The sequence below is a fragment of the Neobacillus piezotolerans genome, assembly GCF_003362805.1.
GTDB classification, from domain to species: Bacteria; Bacillota; Bacilli; order Bacillales; family Cytobacillaceae; genus Bacillus_D; species Bacillus_D piezotolerans.
The window spans coordinates 69486-86360 of sequence record NZ_QNQT01000004.1 but is presented as its reverse complement, the minus strand read 5'-3'; the positions used below and the strand labels follow the sequence as shown (position 1 = coordinate 86360).

At 41.5% G+C, this 16875-nt stretch carries 13 protein-coding genes and 1 pseudogene; 7 read left to right on the top strand and 7 right to left on the bottom strand.

What is annotated here, in order from left to right:
• The first annotated feature begins 34 nt into the window (after positions 1-34).
• From DRW41_RS11445 to DRW41_RS11415, 7 genes are all read left to right on the top strand, one after another.
• Positions 35-937 carry an ABC transporter permease gene (locus tag DRW41_RS11445; RefSeq protein WP_115452139.1) on the top strand — a complete coding sequence of 301 codons (903 nt, stop codon included), beginning with the start codon at positions 35-37 and terminating at the stop codon, positions 935-937.
• A gap of 16 nt (positions 938-953) precedes the next feature.
• Positions 954-1874 (top strand): nickel ABC transporter permease, encoded by a 921-nt coding sequence (gene nikB / locus DRW41_RS11440; protein WP_115452138.1) that lies wholly within the window; start codon positions 954-956, stop codon positions 1872-1874.
• A gap of 22 nt (positions 1875-1896) precedes the next feature.
• Positions 1897-2910, top strand: a complete 1014-nt coding sequence (locus DRW41_RS11435) for an ABC transporter ATP-binding protein (RefSeq protein WP_181884530.1) — start codon at positions 1897-1899, stop codon at positions 2908-2910.
• Positions 2910-3902, top strand: coding sequence for an ABC transporter ATP-binding protein (locus DRW41_RS11430; RefSeq protein WP_115452136.1), 993 nt, complete (start codon positions 2910-2912; stop codon positions 3900-3902). The genes DRW41_RS11435 and DRW41_RS11430 overlap by 1 nt, the downstream gene beginning before the upstream one ends.
• A 100-nt stretch (positions 3903-4002) precedes the next feature.
• Positions 4003-4752, top strand: coding sequence for a sensor histidine kinase (locus DRW41_RS11425; RefSeq protein ID WP_115452135.1), 750 nt, complete (start codon positions 4003-4005; stop codon positions 4750-4752).
• A gap of 12 nt (positions 4753-4764) precedes the next feature.
• On the top strand, positions 4765-5457 hold the full coding sequence (locus DRW41_RS11420; protein ID WP_115452134.1) for a response regulator transcription factor: 693 nt from the start codon (positions 4765-4767) through the stop codon (positions 5455-5457).
• 5 nt (positions 5458-5462) lie between these two features.
• Complete coding sequence (locus DRW41_RS11415; RefSeq protein WP_115452298.1) at positions 5463-6767, top strand: SLC5/6 family protein; 1305 nt, start codon at positions 5463-5465, stop codon at positions 6765-6767.
• Between the two features lie 52 nt (positions 6768-6819).
• Here DRW41_RS11415 and DRW41_RS11410 read toward each other — a convergent pair whose 3' ends face one another.
• From DRW41_RS11410 to DRW41_RS11380, 7 genes and pseudogenes are all read right to left on the bottom strand, one after another.
• A complete protein-coding gene (locus tag DRW41_RS11410) occupies positions 6820-8382 on the bottom strand; it encodes a glutathione ABC transporter substrate-binding protein (RefSeq protein WP_115452133.1) in 1563 nt (520 codons plus the stop codon).
• A gap of 162 nt (positions 8383-8544) precedes the next feature.
• Entirely contained in the window at positions 8545-9768 is a 1224-nt protein-coding gene (locus DRW41_RS11405) for an amidohydrolase (protein ID WP_115452132.1), read from the bottom strand.
• Between the two features lie 15 nt (positions 9769-9783).
• Positions 9784-11253: an amidohydrolase family protein gene (locus tag DRW41_RS11400; RefSeq protein WP_115452131.1), complete on the bottom strand. Its 1470-nt coding sequence runs from the start codon at positions 11251-11253 to the stop codon at positions 9784-9786.
• Between the two features lie 391 nt (positions 11254-11644).
• Complete coding sequence (locus DRW41_RS11395; protein WP_115452297.1) at positions 11645-12628, bottom strand: tRNA dihydrouridine synthase; 984 nt, start codon at positions 12626-12628, stop codon at positions 11645-11647.
• Positions 12629-12911: 283 nt separating this feature from the next.
• The gene (locus DRW41_RS11390; protein ID WP_115452130.1) at positions 12912-15188 is read right to left on the bottom strand and encodes an ATP-binding cassette domain-containing protein; all 2277 of its coding nucleotides are present in this window, start codon (positions 15186-15188) and stop codon (positions 12912-12914) included.
• 234 nt (positions 15189-15422) lie between these two features.
• The gene (locus DRW41_RS11385; protein ID WP_115452129.1) at positions 15423-16172 is read right to left on the bottom strand and encodes an ABC transporter permease; all 750 of its coding nucleotides are present in this window, start codon (positions 16170-16172) and stop codon (positions 15423-15425) included.
• A pseudogene (locus tag DRW41_RS11380) lies at positions 16169-16801 on the bottom strand (ABC transporter ATP-binding protein); the annotation flags it as partial. The gene DRW41_RS11385 and the pseudogene DRW41_RS11380, both read right to left, overlap by 4 nt.
• Between the last annotated feature and the right edge of the window lie 74 nt (positions 16802-16875).

Here is a 16875-nt window from a genome sequence, read left to right as displayed (position 1 = left end):
CGTATTCTTTCAAAAAAAACAAGGAGGGTTTTATATGGAACTGGAATCCAAAACTGAACAACCAGTAGCAGTTACACAAACAATAAATCTGCCTAAGGAATCTAAATTGAAAGATTCCTTATCCATCTTAATTCAAAATAAGGCAGCAATGGTCGGGGCTATCATCATTCTATTTTATATAGTTGTTGCCCTGTTCGCACCATTACTCGCTCCTTATGATCCATATGATATTAAATTGGAAAATAAATTAATGCCTCCATCAGCTGAGCACTGGATGGGAACCGATGATAAAGGAAGAGATATTTTAAGCAGGATTTTATATGGGTCGAGGCTTTCAATGGGTATTGGGATAACCGCGGTAATCTTTGGAGCGTTTTTCGGAATTATTTTCGGGCTGATTTCAGGCTACTACGGGAAATGGATTGATTCGACCATTATGCGGATTATGGATATTTTATTGGCATTCCCGGGAATATTGCTTGCATTGGCCATTATCAGCGCCCTTGGTCCAGGTTTAACCAATGTAACGATTGCGGTAGGCGCATACTCTATCCCGTTATTTGCACGAATCGTCCGAGGCTCCACCCTGGAAGTTAAACGGCTGGAATATATTGATGCCATCCGCTCCCTAGGAGCAAACGATTCAACGATTATATTCAAGCATATCTTACCTAATATTCTTTCACCTATCATTGTGCAAGGCACGCTTAGGCTTGCAACCGTCATTCTCTCAGCAGCAGGCCTTTCCTTCCTTGGACTTGGAGCCCAGCCGCCGTCTCCAGAATGGGGGACGATGTTAAGCAGCGGCAGGGATTTTTTATTCTCCGCACCCTATATCGCTATTTTCCCAGGGCTGGCCATTTCGATACTAGTTTTAGGTTTTAATATTTTTGGTGATGGCTTACGTGATGCATTTGATCCAAGAATGAAAAAATAGAAGGAGGCTGACCACCATGTTGATGTTTATATTACGAAGATTAATGCAAACCATCCCAGTCATAATCGGGGTAACGTTTGTTGTGTTTTTTATTATGCAGCTTGTACCAGGCGATCCAGCCGTATTGCTTGCTGGAGAAGGCGCTTCTAAAGAAACGATTGAAGCACTTAGGGAGCAACTGGGATTGAATAGGCCGCTTTTCCTACAATATTTTGATTACTTAATAAACGTTTTCCGTGGAGATTTCGGCGTTTCCTTAAAAAACAACCAACCAGTCCTTGATGAAATACTGGTACGATTGCCTATCACAATAGAACTTGCCTTCTTCAGCATCATCATCACCATTGTCTTAGGGGTGGCTGCTGGCATCATATCTGCCATAAAACCATATTCCTTTACCGACACAACTGTCATGCTTGTTGCCTTATTGGGGATTTCATTACCAAGCTTTTGGTTTGGTTTGATGATGATGTATTTCTTTTCTGTAAAATTGCAAATCCTTCCGGTAGCTGGATGGGACAGCATCCTTCATGTCATCCTTCCCTCGCTTACATTAGGAGCCGGCGGCGCGGCAATAGTTGCCCGAATGACAAGATCGAGCATGCTTGAAGTGATTCGACAGGATTACATACGGACCGCCCGTGCTAAAGGACTTCGTGAACGCGTCATTGTTTATAAGCACGCATTGCGCAATGCATTAATTCCGGTAATAACCGTAGTCGGCTTGCAGTTTGGCGCTTTACTTGGCGGAACGGTTTTAGTTGAGTCGATTTTTGCGATCAATGGGTTAGGAAGAATGATTGTTGACTCAATCCGGATGCGTGACCTTCCTATGGTCCAAGGCGGCGTTTTAGTTGCCTCGCTCGTTTTTGTGGTTGTGAATTTAAGTGTTGATGTTCTATATCGCATTTTTAATAAACGGATTGAATTAAATTAATAGGTGGTGAGTGCTAGTGAGTGTGACAAACCAACTCATTTTAGAAGTAAAAGGTTTAAAAACACATTTTTCAACAAAACGCGGTGTGAGTAAAGCGGTCGATGGTATTGATTTTTCGCTACATAAAGGTGAAACATTAGGAATCGTTGGTGAATCCGGCTGCGGAAAAAGTATAACCTCTCTTTCCATCCTGCGCTTAATTCCCTCCCCTCCCGGGAAAATCGCCGGCGGCCAAATCCTTTTTAAAGGCAAGGATTTAGTGGCGCTGTCTGAAGATGAGATGAGAAAAATCCGCGGAAATGAAATATCGATGATATTCCAAGAACCGATGACATCTTTAAACCCTGTCATTCCAGTTGGAGAGCAAATAGCAGAGGCATTGAGGTTGCATCAAAATTTGGGTAAGAAGGCAGCCTGGGAAAAAGCAGTCGAAATGCTTAAACTTGTGGGGATCCCATCTCCTGAAAAAAGAGCAAAACAAGAACCTTTCCAGTTAAGCGGCGGAATGCGCCAGCGGGTCATGATTGCGATGGCCCTTGCATGTACACCCGAAGTCTTAATTGCGGATGAACCAACAACAGCGCTTGATGTGACCATTCAAGCACAAATACTGGAGTTAATTAAAGACTTGCAAAACAAATTAGGAATGGGTGTCATATTAATCACGCACGATTTAGGTGTTGTCGCTGAAACATGTGACACGGTTGCAGTCATGTACTCCGGCAATATCATTGAACATGCACCGACCGAGAAAATTTTTGAAAACCCAAGGCATCCCTATACACGCGGACTATTGGCATCCCTGCCTAAAATCCATGAGGATCAAGAAGAATTGCAAACAATTGAAGGCAGTGTCCCGAGTCCCTATAACCTGCCAGCGGGCTGCCGATTTGCATCCAGGTGCCCTTTCCAACAACCTATCTGTTTGGAGAAACAGCCCGAGTTGATTGAACAACCTGATGGAGTTAAAGTTCGCTGCTGGATGTATACGGATCAATGGACAGGTGAAGCTGAGGAAATGGAGGCTGTTAAATAATGCAGACTGCAACGGAAAAGAAAGTATTATTGCAGGTGGAACATTTAAAACAATATTTCTCTGTTAAAACAGACTCCATCTTTAAGCCGAAAGCATATGTAAAAGCGGTTGATGATGTATCCTTCCATTTATTCGAAGGCGAAACATTAAGTATCGTAGGCGAATCGGGGTGTGGCAAGTCAACCACTGGCAGGGCAATTCTAAGGCTTGATGAGCCAACCGGCGGAAAAGTCTTTTATTCCGGGCAAAACATTCTCGATTTAAATAAGAAACAAATGAGAAAACTTAGAGGCGATTTACAGGTCATCTTCCAGGACCCTTTCGCCTCCCTCAATCCTCGCCAAACAGTAAAACAAATTTTAAATGAAGCGATGGCGATTCAGGATGTGGTTGCGAAACCTAAAAGGATGGAGAGAATGCTTGAACTGCTTGGCTATGTAGGTCTCCCGTCTGAAGCGCTCGACCGCTATCCCCATGAATTCAGCGGCGGACAGCGCCAAAGAATTGGCATTGCCAGGGCCCTGGCCGTCAATCCGAAATTAATCATTTGTGACGAAGCTGTTTCAGCCTTGGATGTATCGATCCAAGCGCAAATTCTTAATCTATTAAAGAAACTCCAAAAGCAGTTTGGCTTAACTTTTCTTTTCATTTCACATGATTTAAGTGTAGTAAGACATATTTCGGATCGGATCATGGTCATGTACTTAGGTAAAGTAGTTGAAATTGCGGACAAAAAGGATTTATTCGATTCACCACTTCATCCTTATACGCAGGCATTGCTTTCGTCCATTCCTGTTCCAAATCCAAAAATCAAACGAGAGCGGATTATGTTAAAAGGGGATGTCCCTTCGCCTATCAACCCGCCCAGCGGCTGCCGCTTCCACACACGCTGCCCATTTGCAACGGAAATGTGTAAGAACGAAGAACCCGCTTTAAGGGAACTGGGGGAAAATCATATCGTCAGTTGCCACTATGCGGAAAAGTTTGCATAAAAAATTATTTTCAAAAAATATTAAAATGCTATAAAATAGTATATTAAAAAAGGGAGCAGAACGAGCCTCCCTTTTCTTCATTTAAAGGAGATCCTCATCTATGTTAACTGTGGAAGCCTTCTCCCTTAGTATCATGATTGCTGTCCTTGCACCTTTGCTCGGGGCATTCACCTTGCTATTTTTGTTTATTTTTGAAAAGAGAATTGATTTGCTGGAAAAGCAAAAGCGGGAAATTGCTTTAGAACGGGAGCTGCAAAAGGCCCTTTATAATCAATTAAACCAAGAAATTCAGCCCCATTTCCTTTTCAATACGTTAAATTCAATCCTAAGTCTTGCAAGGCTGGAGCGAAAAACAGAATTAATCCGTTCGATTGAAACTCTATCAAAGTTACTTAAGTTTAAATATCAAACAAACAATACCTTTATTACCATCGAAGATGAACTTAACTATGTGAATTATTATTTAGAAATACAAAAAATCCGATTTAGGGAAAGACTTCATTATGAATTCTCATTCGATGCAAACATAACACAAGCGATAACCATCCCTTTTTTAATACAGACCATTGTCGAAAATGCTTTTAAACATGCCTTTGAAAAAGTTATCGGGGAGGCTTTTTTAAAAATATCCATCGAGAAAAAGCATCAGGAAATCCATATAACGGTATGGAACAACTCTGTTGAAAATCATGAAGAGTTTTCTTACAAAAGCGGATTAGGTTTAGAGAACATTACTAAAAGGCTCGATTTATTATTCCCAAACAGTGAAACATCTGTACAGTTAATTAACGAAGCGAATGGGACAAGAGTTTTAGCTATTTTTCCTTTCAAGCTAAATCTGGAAATTTAAGGGGGTGCTACAGTGAATATCCTGCTTGTAGATGATGAACCATTGGAATTGGAGCAACTGGAATACCTAATTCAAAAGAAATTTCCAAATTGGAAAATTTTCAAGGCTCAAGATGCATCGATTGCACTGCAAATCGTTAAGCAGCATGACATCTTCCTTGCCTTCCTTGATATCCAAATGCCAGGTAAAACCGGATTGGAATTGGCGGGAGAGTTAATGGGTTCTTACTCCATGGACATCATTATCGTTACCGCATTCCAAAATTTTCAATATGCCCAAACATCAATCAGACTTGGTGTTGTCGATTACATCACAAAGCCGATTATTGAAGAAGAACTAAACTCTGTGTTAGGCAAATATGAGAGATTGGGACGCTATTCGGAACAAATAGTAAACGCATTAAGAATCATCCATCAGGAGTATAGTGAAAAATTAACGTTAAATTATTTGGCTTCAAAGATTCATATTAACTCTGCCTATTTAAGCAGAAAATTCCACGAAGAAGTCGGGATGGGCTTCTCCGAATATTTAAATGAATATCGTTTAAGGGAAGCACAAAAAATGCTCCTTGAATACCCCGAATTAAGCATCAGTACGATATCCGAAAAATGCGGATTTAACAGCCAGCATTATTTTAGCCAAATTTTCCGGAAAGCGACTGGACAATCACCCAGGGATTATCGGCTAAAGGAGTCCTTTCATTGAATAAGATGGATCATCACAATTATATTAGCGGTACGGTTAAACTTGGGGTTAGTTTTGGGGTTGTTAGTTTGTTAGCCCGTTGGGTAACAGGAAATACGATTCTTTCTTCGCCCCAAACATTGATTCAATATGGATTGATTGGTGGTATAGGCTATTCTTTAGTTGGAGCTTTCTGCCTTATTTTATTCGGTCTGTTGGCAAAAAAAATTTACGGGGATTTTCCGAATCAGCAAACAATCGGGGATGTATTGCAGCAAAGATTAACAGCTAACGGCTATTGGTGCATGATGACGGTGCTTCTGTTTACAAGTCTCTGCTCCTTATTCATCCAGGCAGCAGGAGCTGGAATTGTGATCCACATGATTTTTCCAATTCCAGTATTTCTAGGGATGCTGGTTTTTTTATCGTTTTGTTTTTTTATAGGAGGAATTGGCGGGATGCAGAGACTGCATCAGCTGGCAGGTGTAAATGTTACCGTCATCTTTGCAGCTGTCCTGATTATTCCTGTCTATTTTTTTATCCAGGATGGCATTTACCCCGTATATGACGGGATAAAATTATATCATCCTTACTTATTTTATATAAAAAACACCGATGCCTTTTGGTTTATTTTTACTGCCATATTCGTTTTTTTCGGACAAATTTTAATAGACCCGGCCACTTGGCAGAGAATATTTATTCTCAAAAAAAGCAAGATTCGCCTAACTTTCGCCTTAACAGGATTAATCTGGGCCACCATTCCTCTGGCATTTTCTTCATTATTAATGATTGTTTTATTTGGAAAAGGGTTCGAAAATATTTATTCTTTATTTCCTGAACTAGTAAACAAAATTCAATCAACTGTCCTAATTCTCTTATTTGTTGTATTTTGCTTAAGCGCTATCGCCTCAGCTATCAGCGCCGAGCTAACCGCAACGACAAGCCTGTTTGTAAAAAATATCATGGGGGTTTTTCATACCCCTACGAACGAGGAAAAATGGAAATACACCATTCTATTCTCTGGTGCAATCTGTTTAGTCTTACTTATAATTGTCGCCATCCAATCTCCTGCTCCGGTTAAATTATTGTTTTTCTTTGGGAATATTTATGCGGCTATAATAAGTCCCATGCTTATGATCATTCTTAGTAAAAAGGTACAGCCGTTCATTGTCCCCTTTTCTGCTATTATCGGAGCATCGGGTGGATCCCTACTTTTATTAGTGATGGATGATTTTGCAGCGATTTTGTTGAGCTTTGCCCTTTCCACTATCATTTGTTTGATTGTCTTACTGTATCGATTCCTAAACAACAAAAGAATTGCAAGTCAGTAAATAGAAATGATAAAAAGGGATATCCCAGCATGGGTATCCCTTTTATCAAAGATTATTTAATTTTAACCTCGTTTATTTCCAAATATCCTGAAGGGCTCATTGAGAAACCTTCAACGTTTTTACCTATTGCTGCAAGGTTTTCAATTACACGGACTGGGATGTAAACCGCATCTTCCATTTCCAATTCCTGTGACTTAGCATATAGTTCTTTACGTTTTTCCTGATCTTTTTCTCGGCGTGCAGCTTCTATTAAGCTGTCAACCTCTTTATTGCTGTAGAAAAATGCATTCCCTGATGCTCCGTGAGAGGACGAGTGAAATTGATTGTATTGGTTATAATCACCATCACCAGTAGCATTTCTCCAGCTTAATAAAAACATTTGGGTATCAGCGCCATATAATTTTTGGACAAATGCACCATATTCCATAACCTCAATCTTAACATTGACCCCAATCCCTTTTAATTGCGATTGAAGTACTTCCGCCATATTGATTCTTTCTTTACTATCCATTGTTAATAAGTTTATTTCAAGGCCGTTTGGATAACCTGCTTCGGCAAGTAATTTTTTCGCTTCGTTAAGGTTATAATCATAGGCTTTAAGGTCTGGGTGATATCCGAAAACCTGTGAACCCATTGTTGAATTGGCCTTTTTTCCGACATTATTGAATACACCTTTTATAATCGAATCCATTTCAACTGCATGGGAAATGGCTTTCCGAACACGGATATCATTGAATGGTGCCTTTTGTACATTAAAACCGATAAACTCCGTTCCATATCCCTCACTTCGATAAACTTTACTTGCTTGGGATGATTCCACTGTGTCCATCATTGGAACGGATAGTGGTTCGGCGATTTGCGCCTCTCCTGTTTCCAGCATTGAGATTCTCGTTGTCTCTTCAGGGACAACCTTAAATGTAACCTTATCTACGTTCGCTTTCGTTCCCCAGTAATTGTCATTCTTTTTAAAGACAATTTCTTTCCCCGATGCCCAGGATTCAAAAACAAATGGACCTGTACCATTTGGTTCATTGATGATATTTTTTCCAAATTTCTCAATTGTTTTTGGACCAATAATTCCGCCTTCATGGCTTGCTAGAATCGAGAGTAAAGGTGAAAACGGCTCACTTAAGATAAATTGAACAGTATAGTCGTCAATAATCTTTACTTCTTTTACCATTTTAAATACTATGGCTCTTGGTGACCCGACATTTGGATCTAACAGACGGTCGAAGGTCGCCTTCACCGCATCTGCTTTAAATTCGGTGCCGTCGTGGAATGTAACCCCTTTTCTTAACTTAAATTCCCATGTTAAATCATCAAGCTGGTTCCACTCTTCCGCTAACAAAGGTTTAATCTCGGCATTTTTATCTCTCCCGACTAATCCTTCATAAATTTTGTTGTGTGTGACGCTAGCTGAATTGATGGTTGACATAAACTGATGATCTAAGTTCTCGGCATCTGATAAACGTGCAATCACCAGAGTTCCGCCATTATCTGTCTTCCCCTTTCCAGTGGCGGTACTACTGTTTTTCTGGCCGGTTGAACAGCCAGTAATGACGAGGATTATCAACATAACTACGAATAATTTCCCTATCCCTAATTTTAATCTCATTCCTTATATCCTCCTGTGGTGTTTTAATGTAATGACGTTTTTCTAATTATAAGAAATATTCAGTCTTTTTATTTTCGATATCTTTACTATGTTTTACAATATATCTACTTTTTTACTTCTCAAAAAAAAGAGGATGAGTATTCACCCTCTATATATCTATATTTAATTAATGGCGCCTGAAACAATGTTTCCTTTATAAAAAACTGCTTTGCGGGCTGACCTTCTTGCAATGACTTCTGCAGAGCAGCTGGCATCTACCAATATCATATTTGCTGCGTCTCCAGGTTTCGGCCAAGTCTGGTTCCCCTCCCTATCCAGCGGAGTGATACCACCTGTGATATATTTAAGAGATTGCCCAAGTGAAACCTCATCCGTCCATCTGTATCGTTCAAGAAGGCGGCCGGCTCTTTCAAGGACATCACCGTTACCTGTCGGCCACCAAGAATCATAAATATTATCATTTCCAACAGCGACGTTTACCCCACATTCCGTAAGCAAGTCAACTGGGGGTATCGATCTGCCGCCTGGGAGACTGGTCACAATCGATATACCGGCATCTCTTAGAATTTGTGCCATTTCAATCGCTTCTCCCTTTGAAACGTCACCAAGTCCAAAGGCATGGCTAACAGCTACTCTTCCTTCCCATCCAGCTTGTTTCGTTAAATATGCCAGCCGTTTCATCGTGAAAGTCCCTAAATGTCCTGGGTCATGCAGGTGCAAATCAATATCCGCATTGCCTTCAACAGCCAAATCCATTAACTGAACCAATGACGCTTCGATATTATTATCAACGGTTGCAGGATCAACGGCACCTACTATTCCCGCGCCATTTCGTACAGCTTCTCTCATAAGCTGCACCGTTCCTTGGCGCAGCAATCCATGCTGGGCAAAGGCAACAATTTCCGAACTTACTTTATTCGAGTAAGTTTCCAGTCCCCGCTTGACACCTTCCAAGTTTTGCACCCCCACTTCCGGGTAGATGTCAACATGGGTTCTCACATGTGTGGACCCATATGATAACAAAACTTCCAGCAAAGCTTCTGCACGCTTCTGTGTGCTGGCTGGCATGGATGCCAGGATATTTTTTTCGATTTCGCATCGTTCAATCACACCTGATGCTGGAATACATGCTCTCCATGCCTCACCCATATAAGTCTTGTCAAGGTGAACATGTTTTTCGATAAAAGAGGGAATTAAAAGCAGCCCTTTTGCATCTATAACGGGGAGATCCCCGTTTGGAACATCCTTGGAGGTTACCAATTCAGTTATCCTACCATCTGAAATAAATAGATTCACAATCTCTGTAATTGTGCCCACTACTCTATCATTTTCTTTATTAAATCCAGTTTCTAAACGCACATTCTTTAACCAATATCGTTGATTCATATTAAATTTCCCCCTTTATATAGAATGGACTTTCCTGAAGGAAGGTTTAAACAATTCCTCCTCTGGAAGCTGCTGATAGTCTCTTTCCAAGTAACCGTTTCTCATCTTATCAAAATACTTTTGCCCTCTGTTTTTGACTTCCTTTAAATCAAGGCCTGGTATTAGTCGGTCCTTCATAACAATGCGCCCATTAATTATGGATAATTTAACATCTCTCCCACTGCCGCTGACAATCATGGTCCGGATTGGATCATCCAGCACTCCCATATGATACCCATCCAGATCTATCGCAATGATGTCGGCTTTCGCACCCGGAGCAATTCTACCCAAGTCTTTTCTGCCCAGGAAGTCGGCACCGCCAATCGTTGCCGCCCGATACAAGTCTGCATAGGTTGAGTCTTCCAAATCCTTTTCGATTAGGCGTGATAGCATACTGCCTGTTCGAATGTTTTGGAACATATCTGGCGGAAATGTGTCAGTTCCAAGTGCCAGGTTGATTCCAGTCCTTTTATATTTGGCAAACGACTCCATTGCAGACCCATGCCGTCCAATAATCAATGGACAATGTATGACGGTTGTATTTGTTTTTTTAAGAAGTGCTAAATCATCTCCATCACCAACGTGTGCTTCACTATACCCAGCAATGAAGTGAGCGTGAGGGATTCCGGTTTTTGGTCCTAAAAAACCAAGATCATACAGATAACGGATTGGGGTTACCCCATGTTCTTCGAAAATTGTTTGATATTCGAACCTTCCTTGAGCCGCATGCAGTTTTATGGGTACAGCTAATTGCTCACTATAATATTTCGTCTGTATTAGGCTTTCTTTCGTTTGGCATTCAACTCGTTCCGGCGCCAGCATTCCTTTGATCAATCCATCAAAAGCACCATCAAATTCTTCAACAAATTTTACGGCCCTTTCGAGACCTGCTCTGCCGGCATCTTCATCCCAATAAAGTTTGATCTTGCCATCCGGTTCCACAACTCTAATCCCGGATTGATAACTTGGCCCTAAATAAATCCTTAATCCTAATTTGCCGGCATGGTTGGCTGCTGCGGCCAGCTCATCATATGTTTCTGCCCACTTTTTATAAAAAACAGATGTAATCGGCATCGCGGTAGTCACACCATGTAGAATCAATTGAGAATATGCATAGAGTGATTTAAAAGCTTCTTCCTCTGCTGTCATGACCTCATGATATCCGTTCTTAACATATTGCTCTGACCATAGCAGGTTTTTCTGTCTATCACTGCCCGCTTCTAAATGTAAAATATCATGGTCAATATCACTTAATGCATTTAAATCAATAAATCCAGGGCTAATAACGGCGTTTCCAGCATCAATAACTTCATCAACTTCCCCCGGAAAACTTTTTCCTACATAAATAATCGTATTGTTTTCATAGACAACTTCAGCATTTTCAAGAATGACATGATCGTCCCCATCGAAGCCAATCACATATCTTCCCATTATCTTTGTTTTCATTTTGTATTCTCCTTTTAAATACCGTTATATATAGGTAGCTTAATTATAAAAAACAAAGGTTGTCTTTATTTTCAGAAATATTACTCTTTTTTAAACTATTTCTACTTCTTTTCTCTCTTGTATTTACTGCTTATATTTTTTGGGATAAATTTAAATTAAATCAGGGCTTATATTCGGAGAAGAACTTAGGGAAAGAAATAAATAAGTGGGCATTTACAGCCTGCCAGGATTTCAGCTATGCTCAGCAATCACCTGGTAATAGGGGTTGTAGATTAATTAACGGAGCCAACTGAATTTCGGGGTATAGCAGTAAAGTCTGGCTATAAAGGATTGGCCACCAGGTAATTTGCCGACGCATGGACAAATATTACCTGGTGGCCAGAATTCACTTCTACTGCTCCCCCATTATATCGGAATTCTTCGACACAAAGTCATCGAGCATTGCTCGTACTTCCTCAGTTGACTCTGTGCTCATTAAATTATTTCTTAGTTCACTTGCCCCGCGGAATCCTTTGACATATATCTTGAAAAAGCGGTGCAGAGCCTTGAACGAACGTAGCGTTATTGGTGAATAGTGATCATGGAGAACCAGATGCAGCCTTAGGAGATCAAGCAATTCCTTGCTGCTATGCTCTTTCGGCTCTTTTTCAAAAGCAAATGGATTGTGGAAAATGCCGCGCCCAATCATAATCCCATCCACACCGTATTCATTAGCGAGCTTCAAGCCTGTTTGGCGGTCAGGAATATCCCCATTGATCGTCAAAAGTGTATCCGGCGCCACTTGGTCACGAAGTTTCTTAATCTCCGGAATCAGCTCCCAATGGGCATCCACTTTACTCATTTCATCTCGTGTACGCAGATGGATGGAAAGATTCACAATGTCTTGCTGTAATATGTGCGTGAGCCAGCCTTGCCATTCGCCTATTTCCGAGAAACCAAGCCTGGTCTTGACGCTTACAGGCAATCCTCCAGCCTTTGCTGCCTGTATTAAATCTGCCGCAACATCCGGGCGGCGAATCAGGCCGCTTCCCTTCCCGTGCTGCGCCACATTCGGCACAGGGCAGCCCATATTGATATCGATACCCTTAAACCCAAGTTCGGCCATGCCAATACTCATTTGCCGGAAGTATTCGGGCTTGTCTCCCCAGATATGGGCAACAATCGGCTGTTCATCCTCTGTAAAAGCCAGACGGCCGCGTACACTTTTAATCCCATCTGGGTGGCAATAACTCTCACTGTTTGTGAACTCAGTAAAAAACACATCAGGCGGTGCTGCTTCACTTACGACATGGCGAAAAACAACATCCGTCACATCTTCCATTGGTGCCAGTATAAAGAATGGCCGTGGTAATTCACGCCAAAAATTATCTTTCATTTTCAAATTCATTTCCTTTCAGTATGGGATAACATGCCAACCCCTTATCCCAAAAATAAGAAGCACTATGCCGAAGCTTCTTTTACACTTATACCACGCTTGGCCACTTTTTATCAAACTGTCCATGTGCAAAGGAGTGAGGATAAGCCTTTTCTTCATATTCCATGCCTGGCACGCAAAAAAAAACAAACAGAAACCGGCTTGGTTTCCGCTTGCTTTTCGCTAAAGCTTCGCCTGTATAAGGGTAACACTTCAATATAACTTTCTAACATAATCCTACACTTCAAATAAGATCTTTTCTAACTCCATCCTTTAACCATTTCGCTGTCAATGTCTCTGCGTTTAGCATCTCTTCAGGCGTGCCTTCAAATATAATTTGTCCGCCTTGCCTTCCTCCTCCAGGGCCCATTTCTATTATCCAGTCGCTCGCCGCTATGAAGTCCAGATTGTGTTCGATTATGATGACAGAGTTACCTCTATTTACAAGGGTTTGAAATACATCCAGGAGTTTTTCAACATCTTCAGCGTGTAACCCTAAGGATGGTTCGTCTAACAGATAGATTTGCCCTTCGTTTTGTAAATGGCTAGCAAGTTTCAGGCGCTGGGTTTCCCCTCCGCTCAAAGAACTTGTCGTCTGCCCTAAGGTTAGATACCCCAACCCTACCTCTTTTAGCATATTCACTCTCTTTAGGATTTTTGGGGATTTAAAATAGTCAATAGATTCATCTATCGTAAGATCTAAAATCTCTACGATATTTTTATCTTCATATCGATACGAAAGTGCTTCATCCGAGTATCTTGTTCCTCCACATGCTTCGCAAGGAATTGTCACTGGATCCGCAAATGCTACCTCCGGCGTTAGAACGCCTTTTCCTTTGCACACAGGACATGCTCCGAATGAGTTAAAACTGAACAATCCCGGCGGTTGTCCAGTTGCCTTTGAAATTATCGCGCGAATATCATCCATTATCCCCATATATGTAGCCATGGTCGAACGGCTGGAGATTCCGATTCCTCCCTGCCCGACCGTTATGGATGGATATTTTTGCGTGAATGCTTCCAATAGCAAGGAGCTTTTGCCAGAACCGGATACTCCGCATACAGAAACCAGGACATTTTTTGGAATATCGATATTCACGCTTTTTAAGTTATTGTTACTTGCTCTCCTTATTGCAAAATAATTTTTTATAGTCCTTGGATGTTTGTTTATTTTTAGCTTCCGATTTAACGCTTTTGCGGTTGGGGTGTTTTTTAATCCTTCTATTTTTCCCTGGTAGACCACTTCTCCTCCATTCACACCTGCTCCCGGACCCATCTCTATTATTTCATCCGCTACTTTAACGACGGATAGATTGTGTTCGATTACGATTACAGTATTATGTTGGTCTTTTATCCTTTTTAGCATCTGAATTAACATATTCACTTCTTCAGGATGGAGCCCCGCGCTTGGTTCGTCGAAAATGTAGGTAATATTGTTTAAACTGCTCCCTAAATGACGGGCGATTTTCACCCTTTGAGCTTCACCCCCGGAAAGGGTGCCCATTTTTCTTGACAGACTCAAATAACCCAGTCCCATGTCGACTAATTGTGTTACATAGGGGATTGCTTGTTTAGCGATTGACTCCCCCATTGGGTCTTTTATTTTCTTTAGTTCTCCCAGTAATTCCGGAAGCTCCAATTGATCGTACTCCGCGATATTCAGGCCATTTATTTTGCATTCCAATACCTTTGGGTTCAGCCCTGAACCAAAGCACAACGGACACAGTGAATGGGATGACACTGCCAATACATCTTCCTGGGATATTTGTTTTAATTTTGAGATATCCCTATTTATATAGACACGCGTAAATCTCGGCAATAGCCCATCCCACTCGGCATTATGGGGCCCATTTTTTGTGTGGAACGGCGCATATGCTCTTTCGCCTTCCCGGGGACCATATAAGAACAGGTGGAGTGTTTCTTCCGGGTAGTCCTTTAGTGGTTTATCCGGATCAAATAATCCGCAGGTCATCATCCAATGGCCCTGCCAGCCTGAAGGGGATAACGGCTTAAATCTGACAGCATACTCTCGGAGGGATTTATCGAAATCGACAAGCTTATTTATGTCCGGCGTAATGACTTCCCCATATCCGCCACATTGAGGACATCTGCCAAAGGAACTTTGGCTTGAGAATTCGGTAGCAGAACCTATGGGCGGATTTCCTATTCTCGAGAACAAAAGCCTGATTAATGGATCGATATCCATATAGGTGCCCACTGTTGAACGGGAATTGCCGCCTGCTGGCCTTTGTTCTACTACTACAACCGGGCTTAAATTTTGCATAAGGTCGGCATGGGGCCGTTCATACCTTGGCATTTGATATCTCAAATAGTGAGGATAGTTCAGCGTCATTTGTCTTCTGCTTTCTGTTGCCAAGGTATCGAAAACCACTGAGCTCTTCCCTGAGCCTGAAATACCCGTAAAGACAATGATTTTTTCTTTCGGGATGTTTAAATCTACATTTTTAAGATTATTTTCTTTAAGCCCTCTTAAAATGATTTCATCTTTTATTCCTGACATTTAATTATCCTTTCTGCGGGGTTTATACATGTTCTTTCCCTCTTTCGACACTTTTTATCACGCCTTTTCCCGAACCTGGATAACATTTTTTTGAGTCCGGAAAATGAAGAAAGGCATACTCATAAGGAGTCGCCCTTTTTACACTATTGCGTTTTAATCATGGCGTAGTCTAAATTACTTCGGCTTTATGAAATCACTAAAAAAACAGACGATTGACTTGTGTTTTATCCCTTTTTAAAACCGGAGCATTTGCATCCGTTTATTGAATAATGTCGGATAGGAGAGAAAACCGAGCAGGATGCTGGTAACAGCGGCAGTTACCAGCAATAGAAACAGAATCAACAACTGGAATTGTACTGCCTGAACAGGGTCGGCCCCGGCGATAATTTGGCCGCTCATCATCCCTGGAAGCTGAACGAGCCCGATTGTTTTCTGGCTTTCGATCGTGGGAATCAAACTTGCCTTTATGGACGTAATTAAAGGGATATGAATAGCTTGCTTCGGTGTACCTCCAAGAGTTAAAATCAACTCTGTTTCATCATGTCTTGACTCTATTTCTGCGGTAAAACGGTTTAAGAACAGGATGGCAAGAACCATCGAGTTCCCTACAACCATCCCGCTTATCGGAATGATATATTGCGGCTCTGCAGGAGTAATATTCAATCCTAGCAGAATACCTTGCGTGAGCAGCTCGACAAAAACAAAAGTGAGGATGAGCTTCCTCGTAATCCCTTGAATGGTTGCCCCCTTTTTTCTGGCATTTTGAGTTGCGGCTCCAATCATGAGCGCAACCATTAATATCGTATAAATGATATGGTCCGACTCAAATACAAATGTCAGGATATAACCGACGATAAGAAGTTGAACAATTGAACGGATGGTAGCAATCAGGATATCTTTTTCAAGTTCAAGCTTTAACGCCTTCGATAATAGAAGTGGGATGAGAACGAAGACAAGGCTAAAGGATAATGCCAGGTAGCTCATTCGATGTCCCCCTTCACAAACAGTTTTACGAGGTCATTTTTTGGCTGGAGAAGGAGCTTGCTTTCACCAGACTCCAACAGCTCCCCATTCATAATCACCCATGTCTCATCCCCAATATGTATGGCCTGCTCCAGATTATGAGTAATCCACATAACCGTTACGTGAAATTCTTTGTTGATTCGAACGATGAGCTCCTCGATTTCCTGCTTTGAAACACGATCAAGTGAGGATGTAATTTCATCGAGCAATAAAATCTTTGGCCGGTTGACGAGGGTTCTCGCGATGGATACCTTTTGCCTCTGGCCGCCGGAAAGGTCTTTTACGTCTCGCTTCAATAAATCTTTTTCCAAGCCCACTGATGCCAACAGTTCAGCAGCTTCATCCTCCGAAAGTGTTTCCTTTTTCAGTGTTCGTGGCAATGCCAGATTTTTATAAATAGTGCCGCTGAGCATCGTTGCATTTTGAAGCGCAAGGCCGACATTTCTTCTAAGCTCGGTCGGCTCGTATTCCTCAATATGATTCCCCGATATGCGGATTTGGCCTTTGGTTGGTGAAATCAATCCATTAATCAGGCGGAATAATGTTGTTTTACCCGCGCCGGAAGGGCCGACAAGCGCCGTAATTTTCCCTTTTGAAATGTACCCAGTAATATCCTTTATAATCTTTACTGATCCGACTGAATAATGGACATGCTCAAGGTGGA

Coding starts and splice junctions, on each gene's coding strand:
- DRW41_RS11445 (WP_115452139.1), top strand. CDS start 35: ATGGAACTGGAATCCAAAACTGAACAACCAGTAGCAGTTACACAAACA.
- DRW41_RS11390 (WP_115452130.1), bottom strand. CDS start 15,188: ATGTCAGGAATAAAAGATGAAATCATTTTAAGAGGGCTTAAAGAAAAT.
- DRW41_RS11425 (WP_115452135.1), top strand. CDS start 4,003: ATGTTAACTGTGGAAGCCTTCTCCCTTAGTATCATGATTGCTGTCCTT.
- nikB (WP_115452138.1), top strand. CDS start 954: ATGTTGATGTTTATATTACGAAGATTAATGCAAACCATCCCAGTCATA.
- DRW41_RS11410 (WP_115452133.1), bottom strand. CDS start 8,382: ATGAGATTAAAATTAGGGATAGGGAAATTATTCGTAGTTATGTTGATA.
- DRW41_RS11385 (WP_115452129.1), bottom strand. CDS start 16,172: ATGAGCTACCTGGCATTATCCTTTAGCCTTGTCTTCGTTCTCATCCCA.
- DRW41_RS11430 (WP_115452136.1), top strand. CDS start 2,910: ATGCAGACTGCAACGGAAAAGAAAGTATTATTGCAGGTGGAACATTTA.
- DRW41_RS11395 (WP_115452297.1), bottom strand. CDS start 12,628: ATGAAAGATAATTTTTGGCGTGAATTACCACGGCCATTCTTTATACTG.
- DRW41_RS11400 (WP_115452131.1), bottom strand. CDS start 11,253: ATGAAAACAAAGATAATGGGAAGATATGTGATTGGCTTCGATGGGGAC.
- DRW41_RS11405 (WP_115452132.1), bottom strand. CDS start 9,768: ATGAATCAACGATATTGGTTAAAGAATGTGCGTTTAGAAACTGGATTT.
- DRW41_RS11415 (WP_115452298.1), top strand. CDS start 5,463: ATGGATCATCACAATTATATTAGCGGTACGGTTAAACTTGGGGTTAGT.